The organism is Neobacillus niacini (assembly GCF_019749295.1).
Taxonomy (GTDB): domain Bacteria; phylum Bacillota; class Bacilli; order Bacillales; family Cytobacillaceae; genus Neobacillus; species Neobacillus niacini_D.
In genome coordinates, this window is the sequence record NZ_JACWFG010000026.1 from 1 (window position 1) to 19,319 (window position 19,319).

Below are 19,319 nucleotides of genomic sequence, written 5' to 3' on the forward strand. Positions count from 1 at the left end.
ATTTAATTCCTTTTGTCCTTCTTCAAGTCTCTCTGTATGATTATTTAGTACTTTTTGTCCTTCTTCAAGTCTCTTTGTATGATTATTTAATTCTTTTTGTCCTTCTTCAAGTCTCTTTGTATGATTATTTAATTCTTTTTGTCCTTCTTCAAGTCTCTTTGTATGATCATTTAATTCTTTTTGTCCTTCTTCAAGTTTCTTTGTATTTTTAGTTATCTCTGTTTGTCCTTTACCTAATTCTGCTTGTCCTTTAGCTAATTCTGTTTGTCCACTATCTAGATTTTCTAAGCGACCATTAGTTTTTTGCAGTTCTGAAAGAATTTCTTTTAAAGTTTCCTCCATTAAACTACCTCCTAATTTATTACTATAACCTTACCTATATTCTTTCTAATTGTAAAACAACGCATAATTGATATTTGAAAATATATCTTTAAGGATTTTACCAATCTGCACAGTACAGCATATAGTGGGTGTCAAAATTGAAGTTATTGAGGAGATTTTCGAGAATTGTTTTGGTTCGATCTATTTCCCAGAAGTAATATTCATCGTAATAAGTACTGCCGAAGAAAGGTCCTGGTCTTGTGGGTAATTCTTTATGTGGGATTTTTTTCTTTAAAAGAACATTTACGCATGAAGTATACAGCTCCTGCAGGTTTTCCTTTGTCACTTCATAGGAACACATATCATCCTTTCCATTCTGGACGGACTCTACAAACCAATGATGAATTTGGTTAGCTTTTCGCCATGTAGCAATTTCAGTTCGGAGGCCGCGCCACGAAAAATCAAATTCCTCAAAGTGTTTAATGTGCTCTTTTATCTTTTCATAGATGGCACCATTTTCTTTTTCTAGTTCACTTAAATGAATATCAGCTGATCGAACTTCAGCCAAATTCATTCCTTCAATTTTTGGGAAAGAGTATAAATGCATATCAAGTCCCATGTCTAATCCTCCTAATAGATAAGTTTTTAGAAATAAATCAATCTAAATAGTGTGAGTTTATTAGGGCGCAACACCTCCTATAAAAAAAAAAGAATAAATTAATAGAAGATAAATGAGGTTAATAAGAAATAGGTTTATTAGGTTGAATAAAGTTTAGTAGCCATACACGAAAGGATAGGCTGAAGATTAAAATGCAGATTAATAACGAGGTGTAAGAAGACTATACTTAATATCACGAGCATTATATCATTATAAAGATAACATCGGACACATCTAATATAATAATTCACAAAACTGTAATAACTCCGCTCATAAACTGATTTTTCCAGTCCACCAAAACACTGTCCACCCGAGGGACTAAAGAGGAGACTCTGTCCTTGAGTGGTGAGGGGCTTCAACATATAAAAGCCCAGTCAAAATGACTGAGCGTGATTCTATGTTAACGTATCCATATCTTTTTTATATTGTTAATCCCTTTTTCTTTGCATTTGCATCCAATCCAGCACCAATTGCAACACCAATACCCATGCCAAGTGATAAACCCATCGATAAATTATCATAAATGAGCATGCCAAATACTAGCCCTAAACTCATACCAATTGACAGGTAAATAGACAAGTAAGTGCCTTCGGCCACTAATTTATGCTTCTTTTGTAAATGGGAAATACTATTATTCACTTTCGAATGATGTTCCTTTAATTCTTGTTTTTCAAGTTGACCATGTTGATCCATCAGTTCCTTAATTAGTGTACTTATCTCCAAAAGGTTTTTCATACATTCTTCACAGTCCTCCGAGAAGGAATTTAATCTATTAATCACACGTATTAATTGACTTATATTAAGCCTTCTACTATTTTTATCCCCAATTTCGTCAGTAAGATTTTCGAGGTCTTGGATGAGCCAATCAAATAATTTTTTATCCATTATTTTCGGCACTTCCTCTCTGTTTATTCTAGTCTTTCACAATAACCAACTGGAACTAGATATAATTGATTTCACTCTAAATAAAATCCCCTTATATTAATTTTACACCTTTTACCTAAGTCATTTCATTTGATAGCTTGGAAATATTCAAAAAACTTTGAAACCATGATTTATTTCACATACAAGTCATTCTCGATAAATTAGAATATTCTTTAAAAACAGAAATCAGGTGTAGGAATGTCATTATTAAAAGAATATTCAGATGTAGATGTATTATTAAACTCTTTTAGCTCACATGGGGTTAATTGTTTCTTTGGCAGTGATGATCAAGGTCTTATGGTCACAAAAGACTTGGAAGTCACTTATTATCAAATGATGCATGAACAAGCTGCCGTTCATGCTGCAGATGGTTACGCACGAGCAACAGGCCGGCCAGGAGTGGTTCTGCTTACATCTGCTTCTGGAATCACCAATGGAGTTACAGGGATTGCAACCGCCTTTAGTGATTCCGTACCGTTAGTCATTATTACTGGATACCTTTGTCATAATCACTTGAAAAAAAATGGGCTTCAAGAACTAAATACTTCAGTTCTCACAATGGCCATCACTAAGCACTCCTTTAGAATAAAGGACATGATTAGCCTTAACGACGTTTTAAAAAATGCTTTAACGGTTGCAACTGCTGGCAGACCAGGTCCGGTTTTAATCGAAGTTACATCTGATACCTCAACAAAGGATATACAAAAACGACGTTTTAGTCCCACAAAAGTTAACAAGGTTACTCTAGAAAAATCAATAATATATGCTAGAGAGTTAATTGAAAATGCAAGAAAACCTGTACTTTTTTTAGGTGGCGGTGTTATAGCTTCTGGGGCAGCTGATGAAGTAAGAGAGCTTGTACAACGGTCTAGAATCCCTGTCGTTAGCTCCCTTCTGGGAATTGGCTCTATAGAAGCGGGAAACCCATTATATTTAGGAATGTTAGGGATGCACGGGACGTTTGCTGCCAATAAAGCCGTACACCATGCTGACCTTTTAATTTGTATCGGAGTTCGCTTCAGTGACCGTGTGACAGGTAGAATCAGTGGTTTTTCACCAAATTCAAAGAAGATACATGTCGATATTGATCCTGCTGAAATTAATAAAATCGTACCTGTTGATTTAGCCATTGTCAGTGATGCGAAAGAGTTCATTTTGAATATAAAAAAACATTTAGATTTTCAACAAATTAATAGACTTGCTGAGAACTGGACAAGCGAAGTGGTGGATTGGAAACGGACGGTTCCCCGTTTTGATAAATCCAATAGTTTGCTTAAACCTCAGAGTGTAATCCGGCTCATAAGCAACTATTCTCCTCAAGATACCACGGTGGTCACAGATGTGGGGCAGCATCAAATTTGGACGGCTCACCATTATGCTTTTACACAGCCTAGGACTCTTATAACATCCGGCGGTCTAGGAACGATGGGCTACGGATTGCCTGCTGCCATTGGAGCAGCTGCCGCTCATCCTGGGAAATCTGTTATTTGTGTCTCAGGTGATGGCAGCTTTCAAATGAATTTACAGGAATTAATTACGATTGCGAAGTATCAGCTTCCAATCAAAATAGCTATTTTAAACAATGGCTATCTGGGCATGGTGCGTCAATGGCAGGAACTATTTTATCAGAGACGTTATTCTGATGTTAAGATCATTTCCCCTGAATTCTCTCAACTTGCTATCGCCTATGGCATTGTAGGATTTAAGGCACAAACCGAGGAAGAAGCACAGCAGATCATTGCAGAAGCATTTCAGCGAAATGGTCCTGTACTTATGGAGTTTAATATTATTGAAGAAGAAAACGTCTATCCAATGGTCCCGCCCAACCAAAACAACCATAAAACCATACTTTCTCGCTAACCAAAAACGCCAGCCCCTTTTATTCAAAGGGCTGGCATTTTTTATTTAACTTAGTGTATGAATAACCAAACTGTCCGCCTGAGGTGGACAGTGTCCACGGATGGTGACAGGCACCATTTATTCAGTGCCGAGTGTAACACCAAGCTTCTTAAGGTATTTTCGATAGGCGATGCTCATTCGGTCACATTTCAATGATAGTTCTACCTGCAAGTCAAGTGGCAGGAGTTCTGGTTTTTGATTTTCGACGATTGGTTTATCTTGTGCAAAGATCATATCTTGGAAGTCTATTGTTTCTTGGTCTGTGTTACCAGTTTCATAGTTAAAGGACATAATTCCATAGGCGATTGACTTTCCTTCTGTTACCGGAAGGATGGTTAGTAATATTGTCATCCTATTGTCGGTATCCGGATCTCGTTTTGTGAAACGAACGGTTAGAGGACGAACGATTTCGTACGTATAATAAACATCCTTCGCAATTCCAGTACCATCCGGGTCTGGTTGGAAGATTGCGATTTCATCAGAATAAATTCTATCTCCTTCAGTATGAACATCATAATCACCAATTTCAGGGTGCTCTGGTACTCCAAGAAAACCTTCATGGATAAAAGAAAGATGCCCGACATCAAGAAAATTCTCGACTACTCTTGGCGGGTTCGCGTTGACCTCCTGCGGTCCCCAAAGGATATTGTGGCAGTTGTTATCCTTAAACTCAGGGTAAGGAAGAAATTCAGGTTTGTTATTTTCAAGGTTGATCCAAACAAAACCATACTCTTCCCTGCATGTATATTTTATCGCTCTTGCTTTTAATGGGATTGCTTTTCCTTCAGGAAGCTGTGGGATTTTTGTACATGTGCCCTCATCATTATATTCCCATCCATGATAGGGGCATACAAGATTGCCGTCTCTTACGCAGCCTAGAGAAAGTGCTGCTCCTCGATGAATACATAAATCCTTGAAGGCATGAATACCCTGTTCATTTCGGAAGATAACAACTCTTTCACCCATTATCACTACTTGTATTGGCTCCTCTTTTACATCTTCTATTTTACAAGCAACGATCCAATCACTACGTAAAACGGTATCATTGATTAACATTTTTACATCCCCTTCTACTAACTCTGTACAATCATTATTGTAAAAAGAAGAGATATCAAAGTCAACTTAAAACACGAACATTAATTTTTATTTTTATAAAATTATTCGTTAATTTTATATTTACAACCAGAGAATCGTTCATTATAATTCAGTTAGGGTTTTAATATCTGCGCAGTATTAAGCACCCATACAATCATATTAACGGCAATCATTTTATAAAATCATTCATTGTAATTTAAGAATTATTTTTTTAAAAGGGGAATGGGACTGTGGCACAAAATGAGAAAAACACGAACATTATAGTAGGTGTAGATGAAAAGATAAGTTGGGGAAAAGCCCTTCTGCTTGGTATGCAGCATGTACTGGCAATGGATTTATATATCGCTCCCATCATTATTGCGGGGTTACTGGCGTTAGATACAATGAATACTACTTTCTTCATTCAAATGTGCTTCTTGGCTGCAGGAATTGCCACCCTCATTCAAACTATAGGCGGACTTAGATTGCCCGTAGTACAAGGTCCCTCTTATGTCCCTATCGGTGCTTTAGCAGCGATTGGCGGTAAGCTTGGAATGGGAGCAGTATTCGGAAGCCTTCTACCTGGGGCGTTATTAATTGCTGTTCTTGGCTATCCATTAAAATGGTTTGCAAAATCGGTAAAGAAAATTATCCCGCCACTTGTTGGAGGAACTGTTATTGTCATCGTTGGGATCTCCTTAATGCCATCTGCCTTTAATAGTATTTACAATGCACCAGGAAATGTTGGACACAACGTGTTAATCGCATTTGTATCGGCAGCCGTTTTAATTATATGCATACTTCTTGGACGAAAGAAAAAAGGGTATGGAACATTTTTCCGCCTTGTTTCTGTTATTCTTGCGATTGTCGCAGGGACGATTACAGCATCAGTATTTGGTTCAGTCGATTTCTCAACAGTAAAAAAAGCAGCATGGTTCTCATTACCTAGCTTTTTCCCATTCGGCAAACCGGTATTTGATTTACAAGCAATCCTTACTATGGTATTTATCTATCTTGTTATTTTAATAGAAACTACTGGTACATGGTTCGTCGTTTCAACGGTTACAGGCAGCGAACTAGATGAAAAAAGGTTAAACAGAGCATCTGTCGGTGAAGGAATTGGTTGTTTCGTAGGTTCACTTTTCGGTGGAACTCCAATGACTGGGTATTCCTCTAATGCTGGAATTATTGCGATTACAGGAGTAGCCAGTAGAATGGCAATCATTAGTGCAGGAATTATTTTAATCGCACTAGGATTAATACCAAAATTATCAGCTGTAATTACTTGTGTCCCCGAACCCGTTATACAAGGAATTTTCGGAGTGGTCTGTGTGGCAATCGTAATGAATGGGATGAAAGTTATACAGCATGTGGTAATCGATGATCGTAATATGATGGTAATCGGGGTTCCGATTCTATTAACAATCGGTACAATCGTCCTTCCAAAAGAAATTCTTTACAGTGTTCCAGACTTTGCAAATTACATCCTTTCCTCTGGAACAGCGGTTGGAGCTCTGGCTACGGTTATTCTTAATCTAGTCATTCCTCAGGAAAAGAAAAAACTTGTAGCTACAAATAAAGAGTCACTAACGTAATAAACACATAAATGCTTGGATTAATAGAATCCAAGCATTTTTCTATACCTATTTTGTTCAAATATTCCTTTAGATGATGTTTTAATCTTCAACTTTTTGTGTGTAATATTGATAGCCAAGATATTGATAGTTCTGCCTCTTATACATTTCTTTCGGAGTATCCTGACCATCAGCGACTAGGATAACCGTCTTATCGTGGAAGGTATCCATAACAAATTTTTGAATTCTACTGCCGATGCCTTTCCTTTGGAAGGCTTCGTCAACACCTAAATTATCAATTTCAGCTTTATCTTGTGAAATAATTACATCTACTGCCCCCGCAGGTGTGCCTTTATATAAAGCTAGCAGCTGCATGAAATTGGGGTCATTGAAAATTTGCTTATTTAACTCTACCTTTTGATTGGCAAAATTACTGCCAAATACGATATCCTGCTGATATTGGAAAGCGAGAAAGGGCTTTAAGTTTTTTTCAGTTACGATTTGTACCTCGATGTCAGGATTTTCATTCACTTCTGGAAATTGATTTGGTTGAATGGTATATAGTTCGAGAAAACCAATATCATAATCTTTTTGATTTAAGTAATTTACTAACTCAATAGGGACTTTTTCATTAACAGGAAATTTAAACTTTATGTGTTTCTGGCCCTTTTTTTGATGGTACTCTCTTAAATAAGTTTCAGCATCTTTAAGTTCATCCAGTGTTGGAAATGCTTTGTACTCGATAAAATTACTATCATATCTCGATAGCATTTCTGGAAAATGGTAATGTTTTAGCAGATTATCTTCAAACACAACATGTCCATGAATAAAAATATCTTCAAATGTTATTTGCATCATTGGGTCCCCTTTTGCATGGTGTATAAATGATATCTATAGATTTTTAATCAATTTAATCAATCTCAGCAAATCATCTTTTGTTACTGACATCTTTAAGACGCCTGTTTTTTGAAAATGAATGATAGCTTGGAGTGAAAGGATGGTGGGTGGTGCGAGTTTAATTTTCTTAGCTTGAAAAGCAGCTAATGCATCTTCTGGCTTCACCCAGAATGCTTCATCAATTTCCCTTTTATCTGGTTCGGGCTTTTGTCCTTGTGGAAGCTTAGCTAGAAAGAAACGTGTATCAAAACGCATTGGGCTTTCCTCAGGCGTAATAATTTGCCCGAAGTATGTTAAACATTGAGGATCAAAATAAATTTCTTCTTGTTCTAACAAGCGAATAAAAGATATTTCATCCTTTAAAAGATCATTACGATATTTCATTTCCTTTTCCTTAGGCAATTTAACCGGAAACCCATCTACCGTATTCCCCAACAGTATTCCAACCTCTTCAAATAATTCTCTTGCTGCAGCAATATAGTGTGATAGATTAATTGAAAGTGTTTCATATTCATTTTTCACAAAATCACATTCACTAAAATGGTCAGATTTCTCCACCACACCACCAGGAAAAACGTGGAAACCACCCATAAATTTCATTGTTATTGGTCGCTTTGTTAAATACACCCTTGAAGAATCATCCATTAAAACAACCGTGGATGCCGGTCTCGGAATAGCAGCCATAATGTCCTCCATTTATATTTTTTAATTGTGTATTTATTTTCAATCCTATATAATACCTATTCTCCTAGCTGCTAGAAAACTCCTTTTTTACATGGAAGAGGTTCCGATACACCCGAAAATTTTAACAAAACTATGTCACTCATGTTTTTTCAAAAATTGATAAATCATCTCTGTAAACATCTCATTTAAAATGGGCTTTTTCTGTTTTTTTAACCATTCAACCTGATTGATGGGCAGATTCAATTTTAGGCTAATATTTTCATTCGGCATTTCCACTTTTCTGATTTCTTCTAATGTGATTCCCTCTTCAACATCTGGAAAACACGAGCTGCTCTCATTTACTCGATCAAGTTCTTCATACCCATCAATATCTTCAATATCACAGAATAAATTAAGCTGCGGTAAACCTCCTTGGAGGCTTTTTAAATGCATTATAGAATCAATTAACTTTCCACTTTCAAGTTCAATCTCCATTATTAAATTTTGCACATTTTTATATTTTCTTTCCGTAACTTCACTAACCACCAAATCCAACTCAAGCGTGTAACCCGATTGGGATTCAAAGATATAAATCGCACTATTAAAGATGTGTACATGCTCACCATCAATTTTTACAGACTTTACAGCAGCCATAACCATTCCTCCAAAAAACAATAACAATACTACTCTCATTTTATACCAAAACAGAAGGCTGCTACAAAAAAATCTTACTTAATGAAAAACTGTTTATTATTTATTACTTGGGACATGTACACAAACCAAATAAGTAAATGTAAATATTATAATATTACATTGTTATTGATAAACACCGACTTTTTTCACTTACTTTGAGTTTTTATCATAAAAAAATAATAACAGATTGGGTAGTGAATGATTTATGAAGGTATTGGTTACAGGGGGAGCAGGCTTTATCGGTCTCCATTTTGTTGAAAAGTTATTGAAAGAAAAAATGGAGGTTGTAATTGTAGATAATTTATCAAGCGGTATCAAAGAACGAGTCCCAAAATCTGCTGCATTTTACGAGATTGACATTGAAAATTTATCAATCGAAAACATATTTGCTTTTGAGAAGCCAGATTACGTCGTTCATCTTGCAGCACAGGTATCCGTACCATTTTCTATGAAAAACCCTTATGCTGATTGTCTAGCAAATATTGCTGGAACCGTTAATCTCCTTCAAAATTGCGTGAAGTATAACGTTAAAAAGTTTATATTTGCATCATCCGCCGCCGTGTATGGTGAACCAGCATATCTCCCAATTGATGAAGACCATCCGCAACACCCCATCTCGTTTTATTCTCTTTCGAAACAGACATCAGAGCATTATATCAAGTTATATACAAAACATTTTGGTTTAGATCACAGTATTTTAAGATTTGCTAATGTTTATGGACCGGGGCAAAATGCCCATGGTGAAGCAGGTGTAATTTCAATATTCTTAAATTCTATTTTTGCACAGACTCCCCCAATCATTTATGGTGGTGAACAGACAAGGGATTTTGTTTATGTAAAGGATGTAGCAGACGGTTTATTTAGCTCACTTCATAATGGCAGGAATTGTACATTCAATCTAAGTACCAATACAGAAACAAAGATAAATGAACTCTTAATTTTAATGTTGAAAAAGGTGAATACCAATTTGAATCCAGTCATTAAACCACAGCGAGAAGGTGATATTGGTCAAAGCAGACTGGATAATACGAAAGCCTTAACTGAACTTCAATGGATCCCCAAGTATACTCTGGATAGAGGATTACAAGAAACCATTGATATGTATCAGTAAGAACCCCATAAAAATAAGAACAATAAAAAGGAGATGTATGAAATGGTCACTAGAATAAAGGATTTGGTCAGTATCATTGTTACTAGTTATAACAGAGAGAAATATATAAAAGCTTGCTTGGATAGTATATTGGCACAAACGTATAAGGATATAGAGATTATATTAATAGACGATTGTTCCACTGATAGAACATTAGAAATTGTTAATGAGTTTAAAAAGGAAGCTGTAAAAATTAGACCAGACATGATAGATCGAATCACTGTCGTTTCTCTGCCGTGGAATGTTGGATATGAAGGTCCTTTAACCTTAGGTATGTTCCTCAGCAGGGGTGAATTTATTGCCATACAGGATTCAGATGATCTCTCACATCCAGAAAGGATTGAGAAACAGGTCAATTACTTAACCACAAACCCGGAATATGAGCTTGTAGGAACTATATTTGCGCCTTTTACAGATTACAAAAATGGGAAATTTATCGGCTTACGCCGTCCTGCAAGGTGGATGAGATACGACGAACAGATTTATAAGGTTTATCGAAGGGGCGGACATTGCATTTGCCATGGTACAACCCTTTTGCGCGGGACAGTATTTGACCGGCTTGGAGGCTTTACTAGAAAGAATAGTAAAGAAGCAGATTTTGAATTTATTCAAAAATGCGTTTTAAATGGTGTTAAGGCAAATAACATCCCGGAAGTGCTTTATTACTACAGGATGCATCCTGAACAAATGTCAGTCCAATAATGATAGACTTTGAAAAGAATACAAAGGCACACCAAAATGAAACCAAGAAACAACCTTGTTTGTTTCTTGGTTTTATTATGTATATGAACAAAAAGGTAACAAAAAAACATCATAAATAAAGTCACAGACCAACGCTGGCTGTGACTTTTTACCCTTCATGTAATTGGCGGTAAAGCCTTAATTGTCTATTAACACTATGCTGCCAGGTAAAATGGTTTTTTACCTGTAACACACATTCCTGGCCCATTTGCAGTAGTTTTGAAGGATTTGATAGTAAGTAGAGGATGTGTTTAGTTAAGTCTTCTCGGATATTAGAAGGATCTATTAAAAATCCGGTCTTTCCATGTTCAATTATTTCGGGTATACCACCTGATTTTGTAGCAATGACAGGGGTACCTGTTGACATCGCTTCAAGATTAACAAGTCCAAAAGCTTCATTTTGGGCGGAAGGAACCAATAGTAAATCTGAAATCTGAAACATTTCGTGGATCTTATCATTTGGTATAAACGAAGTGAAAACTACGTGATCCTTAATACTTTCAGCCAGATTTTTTAAATGGTCTGAATAAGCTCTATGACCTAAGGGGCTTCCAGCAATAATTAGCTTAATAGATGGGTCAGCCTTAATGATCTCTGGCATCGCTTCTAAAATATGATGCACCCCTTTTATTTCAACCAATCTACCAACATAAAGGAGTATTTTATTACGGGATACTCCAAGTTTTTCCTTCATAAACTCTAATGGTGCGGGACTGTCTAGCTGCCATTTGGGCTTAAATTGATCATTGTTAACACCCAAATGATTAACAACTATTTTACTCGAGTCCAAATTAGTTTTACTTAGTACGTAATTCTTTAAAAAATGGCTATTCACAACAATTGCATTTGCCTGATTTAAATAATTGTTCAGAAACCGATTATTCATGTATGGCGGGGAGATAAAAGTGACCGAATGAAGGGTCAGGATAATTTTAGCAGTAGGTATTGCCTGACGAATGAACTTCACAAACTTAGGTCGATTCTCAATTTGAATAATATCGGGCTTATCTTGCTGCAGCTGTTCCACTACATTTTGTATATAAGTTTCAGAATGATAGTGATATCGATAATATGTTATATGTCCCTGCCTTTCAATGAAGGATTGGTTTTTAGTTTTCTTTCCAAATATAATCACATCTACTTCTTTTTGAAGAAGGTTGGATGTTTTTTGTATAACTAACTCAACAGAACTGGATTTATTACCAGGAATCGGAAATACACCTGGTGTAATGATTGCGACTTTTAGCCTCGGCATCTCGTTTCCACCCCTTCATAAAACCCTTCTTTAACAGCTTATGAAACTGTGGTAGAGAGGTGTGGACATGCGTGGCACTTTTTGAAATAAGTAATCTAAAAATATATAAAGTTAAAGAAATGTTCACAGCATCTTGTGCTGTATTGCGTTAAAATATAGACAAATCAATATGTGATGTTCTTCACAATATGAAGTTAGAAAGAAGGCAATTCTGTTATGTCATTATTCAAACCAGACCAAATTTTAGAAATTTCAATTAAAAATGGAATCAAAAAGACAAGTTATCCCTTACTAACAACCCTTCTATTAGGTTTCCAGGCCGGTGCTTTTATTTCATTAGGATTCCTGTTATATATTCGTGTCACGGCACCGCTATCCGAAGGTTTATCAGGACTTAGTTCTCTTTTAGGTGCCTCTGTCTTCCCTATTGGCCTAATACTTACATTAATTGCAGGTGGAGAACTTCTAACTGGGAATATGATGGTGGTTCCACTAGCAAGATTCGCCAACAAAATTAAAACAAAACATGTCTTGTTCAACTGGCTTCTTATCACAGTAAGCAATTTCATAGGTGCTATATTCGTAGCATACTTTTTTGGACATATTGTGGGTTTAACGGAAACTGGAGTTTTCTTAGATAGTACAGTTCATATTGCAGAACATAAAGTTGACGCAACATTTGTTCAAGCATTTGTCTCAGGGATTGGCTGTAATTGGCTTGTCGCTGCAGCCGTTTGGTTATCGTATGGAAGTGAAGATATGATAGGAAAAATCGCAGGGATTTGGTTCCCAACAATGGCCTTTGTCGCAATTGGATTCCAACACGTTGTGGCAAATATGTTTGTTATACCAGCAGCCATTTTTGCCGGCCACCTCACATGGATGGATTATCTTGGTAACTTTATCCCTGTTTTCTTAGGAAATGCTGTTGGCGGGGCACTCTTTATCGGAATGGCGTATTGGTTTGCCTATAAAAAGAATGAATACACTGTAATTGAAGGAGCAAAAAAGCCAGGAGTGTTTGACAAAAAAATTGGATTATAAATATCCATAAAAGAATAGCCAGAGACCATTATGCTGATGGTTTCTGGCTATTTTCACTGCTATTCAAACAATGGACTTACTGCTCTTTCATTATGAATACGGTCAATAGCATCTGCTAGTAATGGTGCTACAGACAGCATCGTAATTTTATTTATTCTCTTCTCTTCAGTCTGCTCAATCGTGTTCGTTATCACCAATTCTTGAATCGCAGAAGATTCAATTTTTTGAACAGCAGATTGTGAGAGAACAGCATGCGTACAGCATGCATAAACGGCCTTTGCTCCATGCTCTACTATAGCATTTGCTGCTAGAGTCTGTGTTGTTGCTGTATTAATTAAGTCATCAACAATAATCGCATTTTTTCCTGCAACATTCCCAATAATCTCAAATATATCGGAAGCATTAGGTTCAGGACGTCGTCGGTCAATAAGCGCAATTGGGGCATCTAACAGCTTGGCCATTTTCCTTGCTCTCCCTACAGCACCATTGTGCGGTGCAACAACAACCACATCCTCAAGTCCCTTTTTCTCAAAATATTCAGATAGAGTCGGAATTCCAATTAAATGATCCACTGGAATATCAAAAAAGCCCTGAACTTGTGGCGAATGAAAGTCCATCGTCAGTATCCTGGTAGCACCTGATTTTTCTAAAAGATTCGCAATTAATTTCGCAGTAATAGGCTCACGCGATCTTGCTTTTCGATCCTGACGAGCGTAGCTGTAGTATGGGATTACAACATTGATCATTTTAGCTGAAGCTCTTTTTAGTGCGTCAATCATAATCAGCAGCTCCATAATATGGTCATTATTTGGATGTGAAGTGGATTGGACCACATACACATCACAGCCCCGCACACTTTCTTCGATATTCACCTGGATTTCCCCATCACTAAATTGTGTGACCGAGCTCTTTCCAATTTCACAGCCTAAATGAGTTGCCATCTCTTTTGCAAGGCTTTGATTTGAATTTAAAGCAAATAATTTAAACCCTTTTTTCAATTGATACGACACTTTATGTCCCCCATGCATTGTTTATTTACGATTCCACTAACTCACTTTTCCTATTTTACATGAAATTTGGTCTTCAGAACACTATTTAACACCAATTGAAAAATATAACAAAAGCCATGTATCTCATCAATGATACATCTTACTAAATACTTTATATTTTGGCGTCTAAGACAAGTACTTTTTGGGGGAGAATTCATGTATAGTCTGATTACATTCCTCGAGAAATGGACAGATATTACATTCGTTAACGTTCTTTGTTTTGAAGTAGTTGGAAGAATCCTCAATAGAGTACTTCATCGTTTGTAGAAACTTCAGACCTTCCTTTAAATCTTTAGAGGTCGGGATAAAGACATGCCTCTTCCCGTCAAGTAACGTTACTACCTCTACTCTCTTCGGGGTCCTTTTTAATACCTTTTCGGAAAAAACAATCGACAAATGATAGTAAAGCGCCAACATTTCTGGTGTCCCGTCGACTAAGTACTTTTTTATCACAAAAGAGGAATCAGACCATTCTGCAACATCAAACGTTAAACTCAAATCAACATTCAGTTCCTCAATATATGTATTTAGTTTTTCAAATAAAAACAAAGGTGGAGATTTTCTAGATTCACTTTGAATATTCTCCATCAAATAATCTGTTATTTTGGCGACGACGGTATAATACTGTATCCGAGATTCAAATATTTGAGGAGAAACCTTACCCCAATATTCATCAATCAACTTTAGCACACATACAGAATGACGGCTCTCCGCTGGTAGCTGATAAAAAGAAAAGACAACCTTATTCACAACATGTTGAACAACTTGTCTCCAGTTTATCGACCGTTTTTTCTTTTCAATAAGTTCAAAATAAAATTTATACGGACAGGTGATAAAGTCCCTTAAGTTTTCATCCGTCATGGATTGTATTTGATTCATAACAAACCCCCTCCAGCTTAATCCTTCAACCTAGTTAGTTTGATAATAATTGATAATGATTATCAATGTCAATCGATATTTTAAATTTAGGTACTAAATTATCTGAATTGCTAAATTACTGTCAAGATTTCGTTTCTGAAACATATATTTTTGGCAGGATGATATTGAAGGAGGACATGAGAAATGATGACATCAGATGGTTTACGCTTACGAAAAATTCAAAGGCTTGCCCATGACATTATGGATGAAGTAAATTTGAAAAAGGTGCAAATGCCGCCAGAACTCCTGACAATGGTAATCGATAATCTTTCCCGTGCAGTTGGTGATTTAACAGATCCTTCCGGAAACTACTCGTTACGTTATTTAGAAGAAAAAGTGGGAAATGCCCACTCTCTATTAGTAAAAAGGAAACTATGAAACGAACCGTTCTTAGGCAAACTAGAAATTAAATCTATAAATCTATTAGTTAGCTGTACTATTATCCCATTTTATTTAGAGAACCCACTAAAGCCGATTAAGGAAGTGGGTTCTTTTTATGAAAAGTTTGAAACATTATCACTCCTTACTCGTAATAATAGAATGGAAGGATGTGGGGAAATTGAGCAGATACTCAATTGACGAATTTATTAAGCAAACCGAGCAGAAAGATAAAGGCGAAGGTTTTTTTGAATTAGAAACACCTCGTATGTTGGAGGTAAACTTAGATGGTCAAGTTTGGGCTAAAGCTGGGTCTATGGTTGCCTATCATGGAGAAATAAAATTTGTCCGCGAAGGAATATTGGAACATGGACTAGGGACTGCGTTTAAAAAGGCTTTGACAGGTGAAGGTGCATCACTGATGAAGGCAAACGGGAGAGGAAAGCTATACCTTGCTGATAGCGGGAAGAAGATTATCATCCTTAATTTACAAAATGATTCCATTTATATTAACGGAAATGATTTACTAGCATTTGAACCTAGTATTAAATGGGAAATCAAATTAATGAAAAGAATGGCGGGTATGCTTGCTGGCGGGTTGTTTAATGTCCGATGTGAGGGTACCGGAATGATTGCCTTTACTGCCCACTATGAACCTATCACATTAAGAGTATCACCTGGTAATCCTGTTATCACGGATCCGAATGCAACAGTAGCTTGGTCTGGTAATCTCATGCCAACATTCCAAACGGATATTACCTTAAAAACTTTCTTTGGTAGAGGAAGCGGGGAATCTATTCAAATGAAATTCGAAGGTGAAGGCTTTGTGGTCATTCAGCCGTTTGAAGAGGTTTATTTTAAGGCAAAACAAAATGTTACATAATAATAGAAAATAAAAGCCTATGGGAAGCTATTTTCCATAGGCTTACAATGTTAATATCCCTTTCGAAAACCTTGTTGTTTCAGCATTTTTCCTACGTCTTTGTACGAGTCATTTACATAGTAAGGATCTTTATAGAAATTAGCCATACGTTTAGTCCAGGTGGATCCCCCGCTTGTCCTTCCTTTTGTTGCATCGCTATGGATTTCATTAAACTCTTTGATCTCTTCTTGGATGTTCTCTTTGTATTGGTCTTCATGTAAAATGGCTGCCTTTGGTAATCGCGGTGTTATGTCTGGTGTTTCACTTGGATATCCAATACATAATCCTGAAACCGGAATGACATATTCAGGTAATTTCAACAGCTCAATAAATTCAAGTGGACTTCTCCGGATTCCGCCAATTGGCACTGTACCCAACCCGAGTGATTCTGCAGCTGTAATAGCACTGGATAACGAAATACCCACATCGACAGCACCAACTAATAATAAATCTGGATTCACGGCTGCCTTAAACTCGATACCTTCCATCTCACAAGCTACCTGAATACGGTGGAAATCTGCACAAAATACTAGAAAAACCGGTGCCTCTATAATGTACTTTTGATTCCCTGCAAGCTCCGCCATTTTCTTCCTTTTCTCAGGATCTTTAATTGAAATGATCGTAACATGCTGTCCATTGACCCATGATGGAGCTGCTTGAGCAGATTGAATAATGGTATCCAAATCATCTTTAGAAATTGGTTGATCTAAATATTTCCTGAAAGATCGGTGTGACAACATCGTTTCAACCACTACGTTCGTTATTTTTTCCTTTGATTTCATATGTATCATCCTTGTTATCATTTTTATATTCTAACCCTATCAAAAAAGCTGCTCTATAGGAAGAGCAACTCAATTTTGGGTTAAAACTTACTATTTATGTCTACATTATTACTCGGACTGAATCATATTTCTTATAAATGCCCTTGCAGGATCATTCATTGATCTTCGAACAGGATGCAACAAATAGCAATCCTCATTTTTTCTAACAGCCCTAATAAGTTCTAGCTTCCTATATCTTGGTATGTCACGCATCCATTTGCCAACATTCTCAGGATAAGGTTTAGCTATTACTCCTAGAGTTTTTGTTAAAGTTGCAAATAACATTTCTTCTAAAGCAAATATATCATCTTCTGTTTGTTTCATAACTCTTTTCATCTCTTCTAATTTGTGAAAGGATAGAATTTTCTTAACGAACTTCCGGCTAAATACTTGTGAACCAAAACATCTATAAAAATGATCCATATCAAATATTGGCTGCCATAAATTCCATACCTTTTTCATTGTATGCCCTGGTGTCCATGCATCTGTTGCGATACTGAAAAGCGGAGACATATAATCAAATCCCTTCATCTCAGAGATAATAAAGTCTTCATATCCCTTTTTTGCAAAAAGAGAATCGGAATCTATATTGATTAAGTAGTCATATTCATAGCCAGTTTTTTCAAGCCATTCCATAATATTCAAAAAGAACCAACCATATGTCCTGGCATATTTCATTGGATGTGAAGTTGGACAAATCGGATAACCAAGCCCCTTACATAAATTATCGTCATTCCCACTTTGGAAAAAGACAATAGAAGCGTTTGGACAAAAGTAACGAATATTCTCTATTTGGTCTTGAATGACATCCCTTTTTTCATGAACAAGGATCGCAAAGACAATTTTCTTCATTTTTTTATCACATTCCCTATTTCCATATTTTCCAAGGTGCTTTATCCGATTTCCAAAGCTCCTCCAAATACTTCTTATCGCGCATGGTATCCATTGGCTGCCAAAAACCTGAGTGTTTGTAAGCCACTAACTGACCTGCTTTTGCTAAACTTTCTAATGGCTCTTCTTCAAAAACTGCGTTGTGATTTGGAATAAAATCAAATACTTCTGGCTGAAGGATAAAAAATCCCCCGCTAATCCAACCGCCATCTCCTTTTACCTTCTCTTTAAAAGCTTCAACACTTTGGTCTTTTGCAAGCTGCAAGGCTCCAAATCTCCCTGAAGGCTGTGCTGCAGTTACTGTAGCAATTTTGCCATGGCTCTTGTGAAACTCCACTAGTTCCTGAATATTTACATCCGCCAGACCATCTCCATATGTTAACATGAAGGGTTCATTTCCTACATAGCTTCTTATTTTTCTTATCCGTTCACCCGTCATGCTTCCTAGGCCGGTTTCGGCTAAAGTAATTTTCCAGGGTTCCGTTCCGTGCACAGTATTTATCTTTTTGGTTCCTTGCTGCAAATCTACGGTAACGTCTGATTTATGCAAATAATAATTCAAAAAATAATCCTTAATCATGTATCCCTTGTACCCCAAACAAATGATGAATTCGTTAAATCCATATGATGAATAGATTTTCATAATATGCCAAAGAATTGGAACCTCTCCAATTTCAATCATCGGCTTTGGTTTTAAATGAGATTCTTCACTGATTCTAGTTCCAAAACCACCAGCAAGAATGACAACCTTCACTTTTATCCCCTCTTCGCACCACTTTTATTGGATGACTTGTCCCTTCCAAAGTGTTTTTGATACTACTGTTTCCTTTTCTAATGTTCAAAAGCTTAGCACCAGTTAGAGACATTTATTAGCTCTTATCCAGCATAGCTAAGCTTTATCGTTTTTACGTGTCAATAATATATCCTCATTTTAGAACTTAATAGCATTTTATGTTTTAACTTTTATATTGGAATGGACGAAACCCCCAACTTTTTATACTTGGGTATCTTAACTTTATCAATCTATAACATTTAAATGATTGTCATTGGGAATGTATCAGTCGCGTCTTTATTGTATTCTTTTGAAGAAATAGCAATCATAATAAAAGGTTCCTCTTCTTCATTTTTAAAGGCATGCACGACATTAGGAGGAACTTTGAGAATAACATTATTGCTGGCTGACAGGATCATTTCCTCAAAGGCCCCTGTTTCCAAATTCTTTAATGCCACTTTTGCCTTACCACTTATTACTGAAAAATATTCTAGTGTTTCTTTATGATAATGATTTCCCCGGACGCTTCCCTGATTAGATAATAGAACATAAATCTCTTCGATTTTTTCATCTTCATTTAGTTGACTAATCATTAACAACTTCTTAAGACTGCCGCGCATATCCTCATAAGGTTTAATGTGAATTAACTCAAACCAATTTTCCATAGTATCAATC

Annotated in this window: 20 protein-coding genes and 1 pseudogene; 7 read left to right on the forward strand and 14 right to left on the reverse strand. The window is 36.4% G+C overall.

Annotated features, from left to right (window positions below):
* From H0184_RS24885 to H0184_RS27875, 3 genes and pseudogenes are all read right to left on the reverse strand, one after another.
* Positions 1 to 342, reverse strand: a pseudogene (locus H0184_RS24885) (hypothetical protein); the annotation flags it as partial.
* 97 nt (positions 343 to 439) lie between these two features.
* Positions 440 to 940 (reverse strand): hypothetical protein, encoded by a 501-nt coding sequence (locus H0184_RS24890; protein ID WP_221829740.1) that lies wholly within the window; start codon positions 938 to 940, stop codon positions 440 to 442.
* Positions 941 to 1,399: 459 nt separating this feature from the next.
* Positions 1,400 to 1,864, reverse strand: coding sequence for a hypothetical protein (locus H0184_RS27875; protein ID WP_260631783.1), 465 nt, complete (start codon positions 1,862 to 1,864; stop codon positions 1,400 to 1,402).
* A gap of 237 nt (positions 1,865 to 2,101) precedes the next feature.
* On the opposite strand from H0184_RS27875, the gene ilvB reads away from it, so the two are divergent.
* Positions 2,102 to 3,763, forward strand: coding sequence for a biosynthetic-type acetolactate synthase large subunit (gene ilvB, locus H0184_RS24900; protein ID WP_221829743.1), 1,662 nt, complete (start codon positions 2,102 to 2,104; stop codon positions 3,761 to 3,763).
* A 117-nt stretch (positions 3,764 to 3,880) separates the two neighbouring features.
* Here ilvB and H0184_RS24905 read toward each other — a convergent pair whose 3' ends face one another.
* A complete protein-coding gene (locus tag H0184_RS24905) occupies positions 3,881 to 4,858 on the reverse strand; it encodes an aromatic ring-hydroxylating dioxygenase subunit alpha (protein ID WP_221829746.1) in 978 nt (325 codons plus the stop codon).
* 269 nt (positions 4,859 to 5,127) lie between these two features.
* Between H0184_RS24905 and H0184_RS24910 the strand changes: the two genes are divergently transcribed.
* Positions 5,128 to 6,471, forward strand: coding sequence for a uracil-xanthine permease family protein (locus tag H0184_RS24910; RefSeq protein WP_221829748.1), 1,344 nt, complete (start codon positions 5,128 to 5,130; stop codon positions 6,469 to 6,471).
* A gap of 81 nt (positions 6,472 to 6,552) precedes the next feature.
* On the opposite strand, the gene H0184_RS24915 is transcribed toward H0184_RS24910, so the two are convergent.
* The 3 genes from H0184_RS24915 to H0184_RS24925 form a co-directional block, all read right to left on the reverse strand.
* The gene (locus tag H0184_RS24915; RefSeq protein WP_221829751.1) at positions 6,553 to 7,308 is read right to left on the reverse strand and encodes a GNAT family N-acetyltransferase; all 756 of its coding nucleotides are present in this window, start codon (positions 7,306 to 7,308) and stop codon (positions 6,553 to 6,555) included.
* 33 nt (positions 7,309 to 7,341) lie between these two features.
* Entirely contained in the window at positions 7,342 to 8,031 is a 690-nt protein-coding gene (locus tag H0184_RS24920; RefSeq protein WP_221829753.1) for an NUDIX hydrolase, read from the reverse strand.
* A gap of 135 nt (positions 8,032 to 8,166) precedes the next feature.
* Entirely contained in the window at positions 8,167 to 8,664 is a 498-nt protein-coding gene (locus H0184_RS24925) for a hypothetical protein (RefSeq protein ID WP_221829756.1), read from the reverse strand.
* 244 nt (positions 8,665 to 8,908) lie between these two features.
* On the opposite strand from H0184_RS24925, the gene H0184_RS24930 reads away from it, so the two are divergent.
* Together H0184_RS24930 and H0184_RS24935 are read left to right on the forward strand one after the other, a co-directional pair.
* Complete coding sequence (locus H0184_RS24930) at positions 8,909 to 9,814, forward strand: NAD-dependent epimerase/dehydratase family protein (protein ID WP_221829758.1); 906 nt, start codon at positions 8,909 to 8,911, stop codon at positions 9,812 to 9,814.
* Between the two features lie 42 nt (positions 9,815 to 9,856).
* Positions 9,857 to 10,555, forward strand: a complete 699-nt coding sequence (locus tag H0184_RS24935) for a glycosyltransferase family 2 protein (RefSeq protein ID WP_260631784.1) — start codon at positions 9,857 to 9,859, stop codon at positions 10,553 to 10,555.
* 148 nt (positions 10,556 to 10,703) lie between these two features.
* Here the strand turns inward: H0184_RS24935 and H0184_RS24940 are convergent, their stop codons facing one another.
* Positions 10,704 to 11,849 (reverse strand): glycosyltransferase family 4 protein, encoded by a 1,146-nt coding sequence (locus H0184_RS24940; protein ID WP_221829763.1) that lies wholly within the window; start codon positions 11,847 to 11,849, stop codon positions 10,704 to 10,706.
* 216 nt (positions 11,850 to 12,065) lie between these two features.
* Between H0184_RS24940 and H0184_RS24945 the strand changes: the two genes are divergently transcribed.
* Positions 12,066 to 12,893, forward strand: a complete 828-nt coding sequence (locus H0184_RS24945; protein WP_221829778.1) for a formate/nitrite transporter family protein — start codon at positions 12,066 to 12,068, stop codon at positions 12,891 to 12,893.
* Between the two features lie 59 nt (positions 12,894 to 12,952).
* Here H0184_RS24945 and H0184_RS24950 read toward each other — a convergent pair whose 3' ends face one another.
* Both H0184_RS24950 and H0184_RS24955 read right to left on the reverse strand, forming a co-directional pair.
* Entirely contained in the window at positions 12,953 to 13,903 is a 951-nt protein-coding gene (locus H0184_RS24950) for a ribose-phosphate diphosphokinase (RefSeq protein WP_396953623.1), read from the reverse strand.
* Between the two features lie 165 nt (positions 13,904 to 14,068).
* Complete coding sequence (locus tag H0184_RS24955; protein ID WP_221829784.1) at positions 14,069 to 14,821, reverse strand: hypothetical protein; 753 nt, start codon at positions 14,819 to 14,821, stop codon at positions 14,069 to 14,071.
* Between the two features lie 186 nt (positions 14,822 to 15,007).
* Between H0184_RS24955 and H0184_RS24960 the strand changes: the two genes are divergently transcribed.
* Both H0184_RS24960 and H0184_RS24965 read left to right on the forward strand, forming a co-directional pair.
* Positions 15,008 to 15,238 carry a hypothetical protein gene (locus tag H0184_RS24960; protein WP_221830162.1) on the forward strand — a complete coding sequence of 77 codons (231 nt, stop codon included), beginning with the start codon at positions 15,008 to 15,010 and terminating at the stop codon, positions 15,236 to 15,238.
* A 181-nt stretch (positions 15,239 to 15,419) separates the two neighbouring features.
* Positions 15,420 to 16,121, forward strand: a complete 702-nt coding sequence (locus tag H0184_RS24965) for an AIM24 family protein (RefSeq protein WP_221830164.1) — start codon at positions 15,420 to 15,422, stop codon at positions 16,119 to 16,121.
* 50 nt (positions 16,122 to 16,171) lie between these two features.
* On the opposite strand, the gene H0184_RS24970 is transcribed toward H0184_RS24965, so the two are convergent.
* From H0184_RS24970 to H0184_RS24985, 4 genes are all read right to left on the reverse strand, one after another.
* On the reverse strand, positions 16,172 to 16,942 hold the full coding sequence (locus H0184_RS24970) for an NADPH-dependent oxidoreductase (RefSeq protein WP_221829787.1): 771 nt from the start codon (positions 16,940 to 16,942) through the stop codon (positions 16,172 to 16,174).
* A 108-nt stretch (positions 16,943 to 17,050) separates the two neighbouring features.
* On the reverse strand, positions 17,051 to 17,833 hold the full coding sequence (locus tag H0184_RS24975) for a hypothetical protein (protein WP_221829789.1): 783 nt from the start codon (positions 17,831 to 17,833) through the stop codon (positions 17,051 to 17,053).
* A gap of 16 nt (positions 17,834 to 17,849) precedes the next feature.
* Positions 17,850 to 18,626: a glucose-1-phosphate cytidylyltransferase gene (rfbF, locus tag H0184_RS24980; protein ID WP_221829791.1), complete on the reverse strand. Its 777-nt coding sequence runs from the start codon at positions 18,624 to 18,626 to the stop codon at positions 17,850 to 17,852.
* A 278-nt stretch (positions 18,627 to 18,904) separates the two neighbouring features.
* A complete protein-coding gene (locus H0184_RS24985; RefSeq protein ID WP_221829794.1) occupies positions 18,905 to 19,309 on the reverse strand; it encodes a polysaccharide biosynthesis C-terminal domain-containing protein in 405 nt (134 codons plus the stop codon).
* Between the last annotated feature and the right edge of the window lie 10 nt (positions 19,310 to 19,319).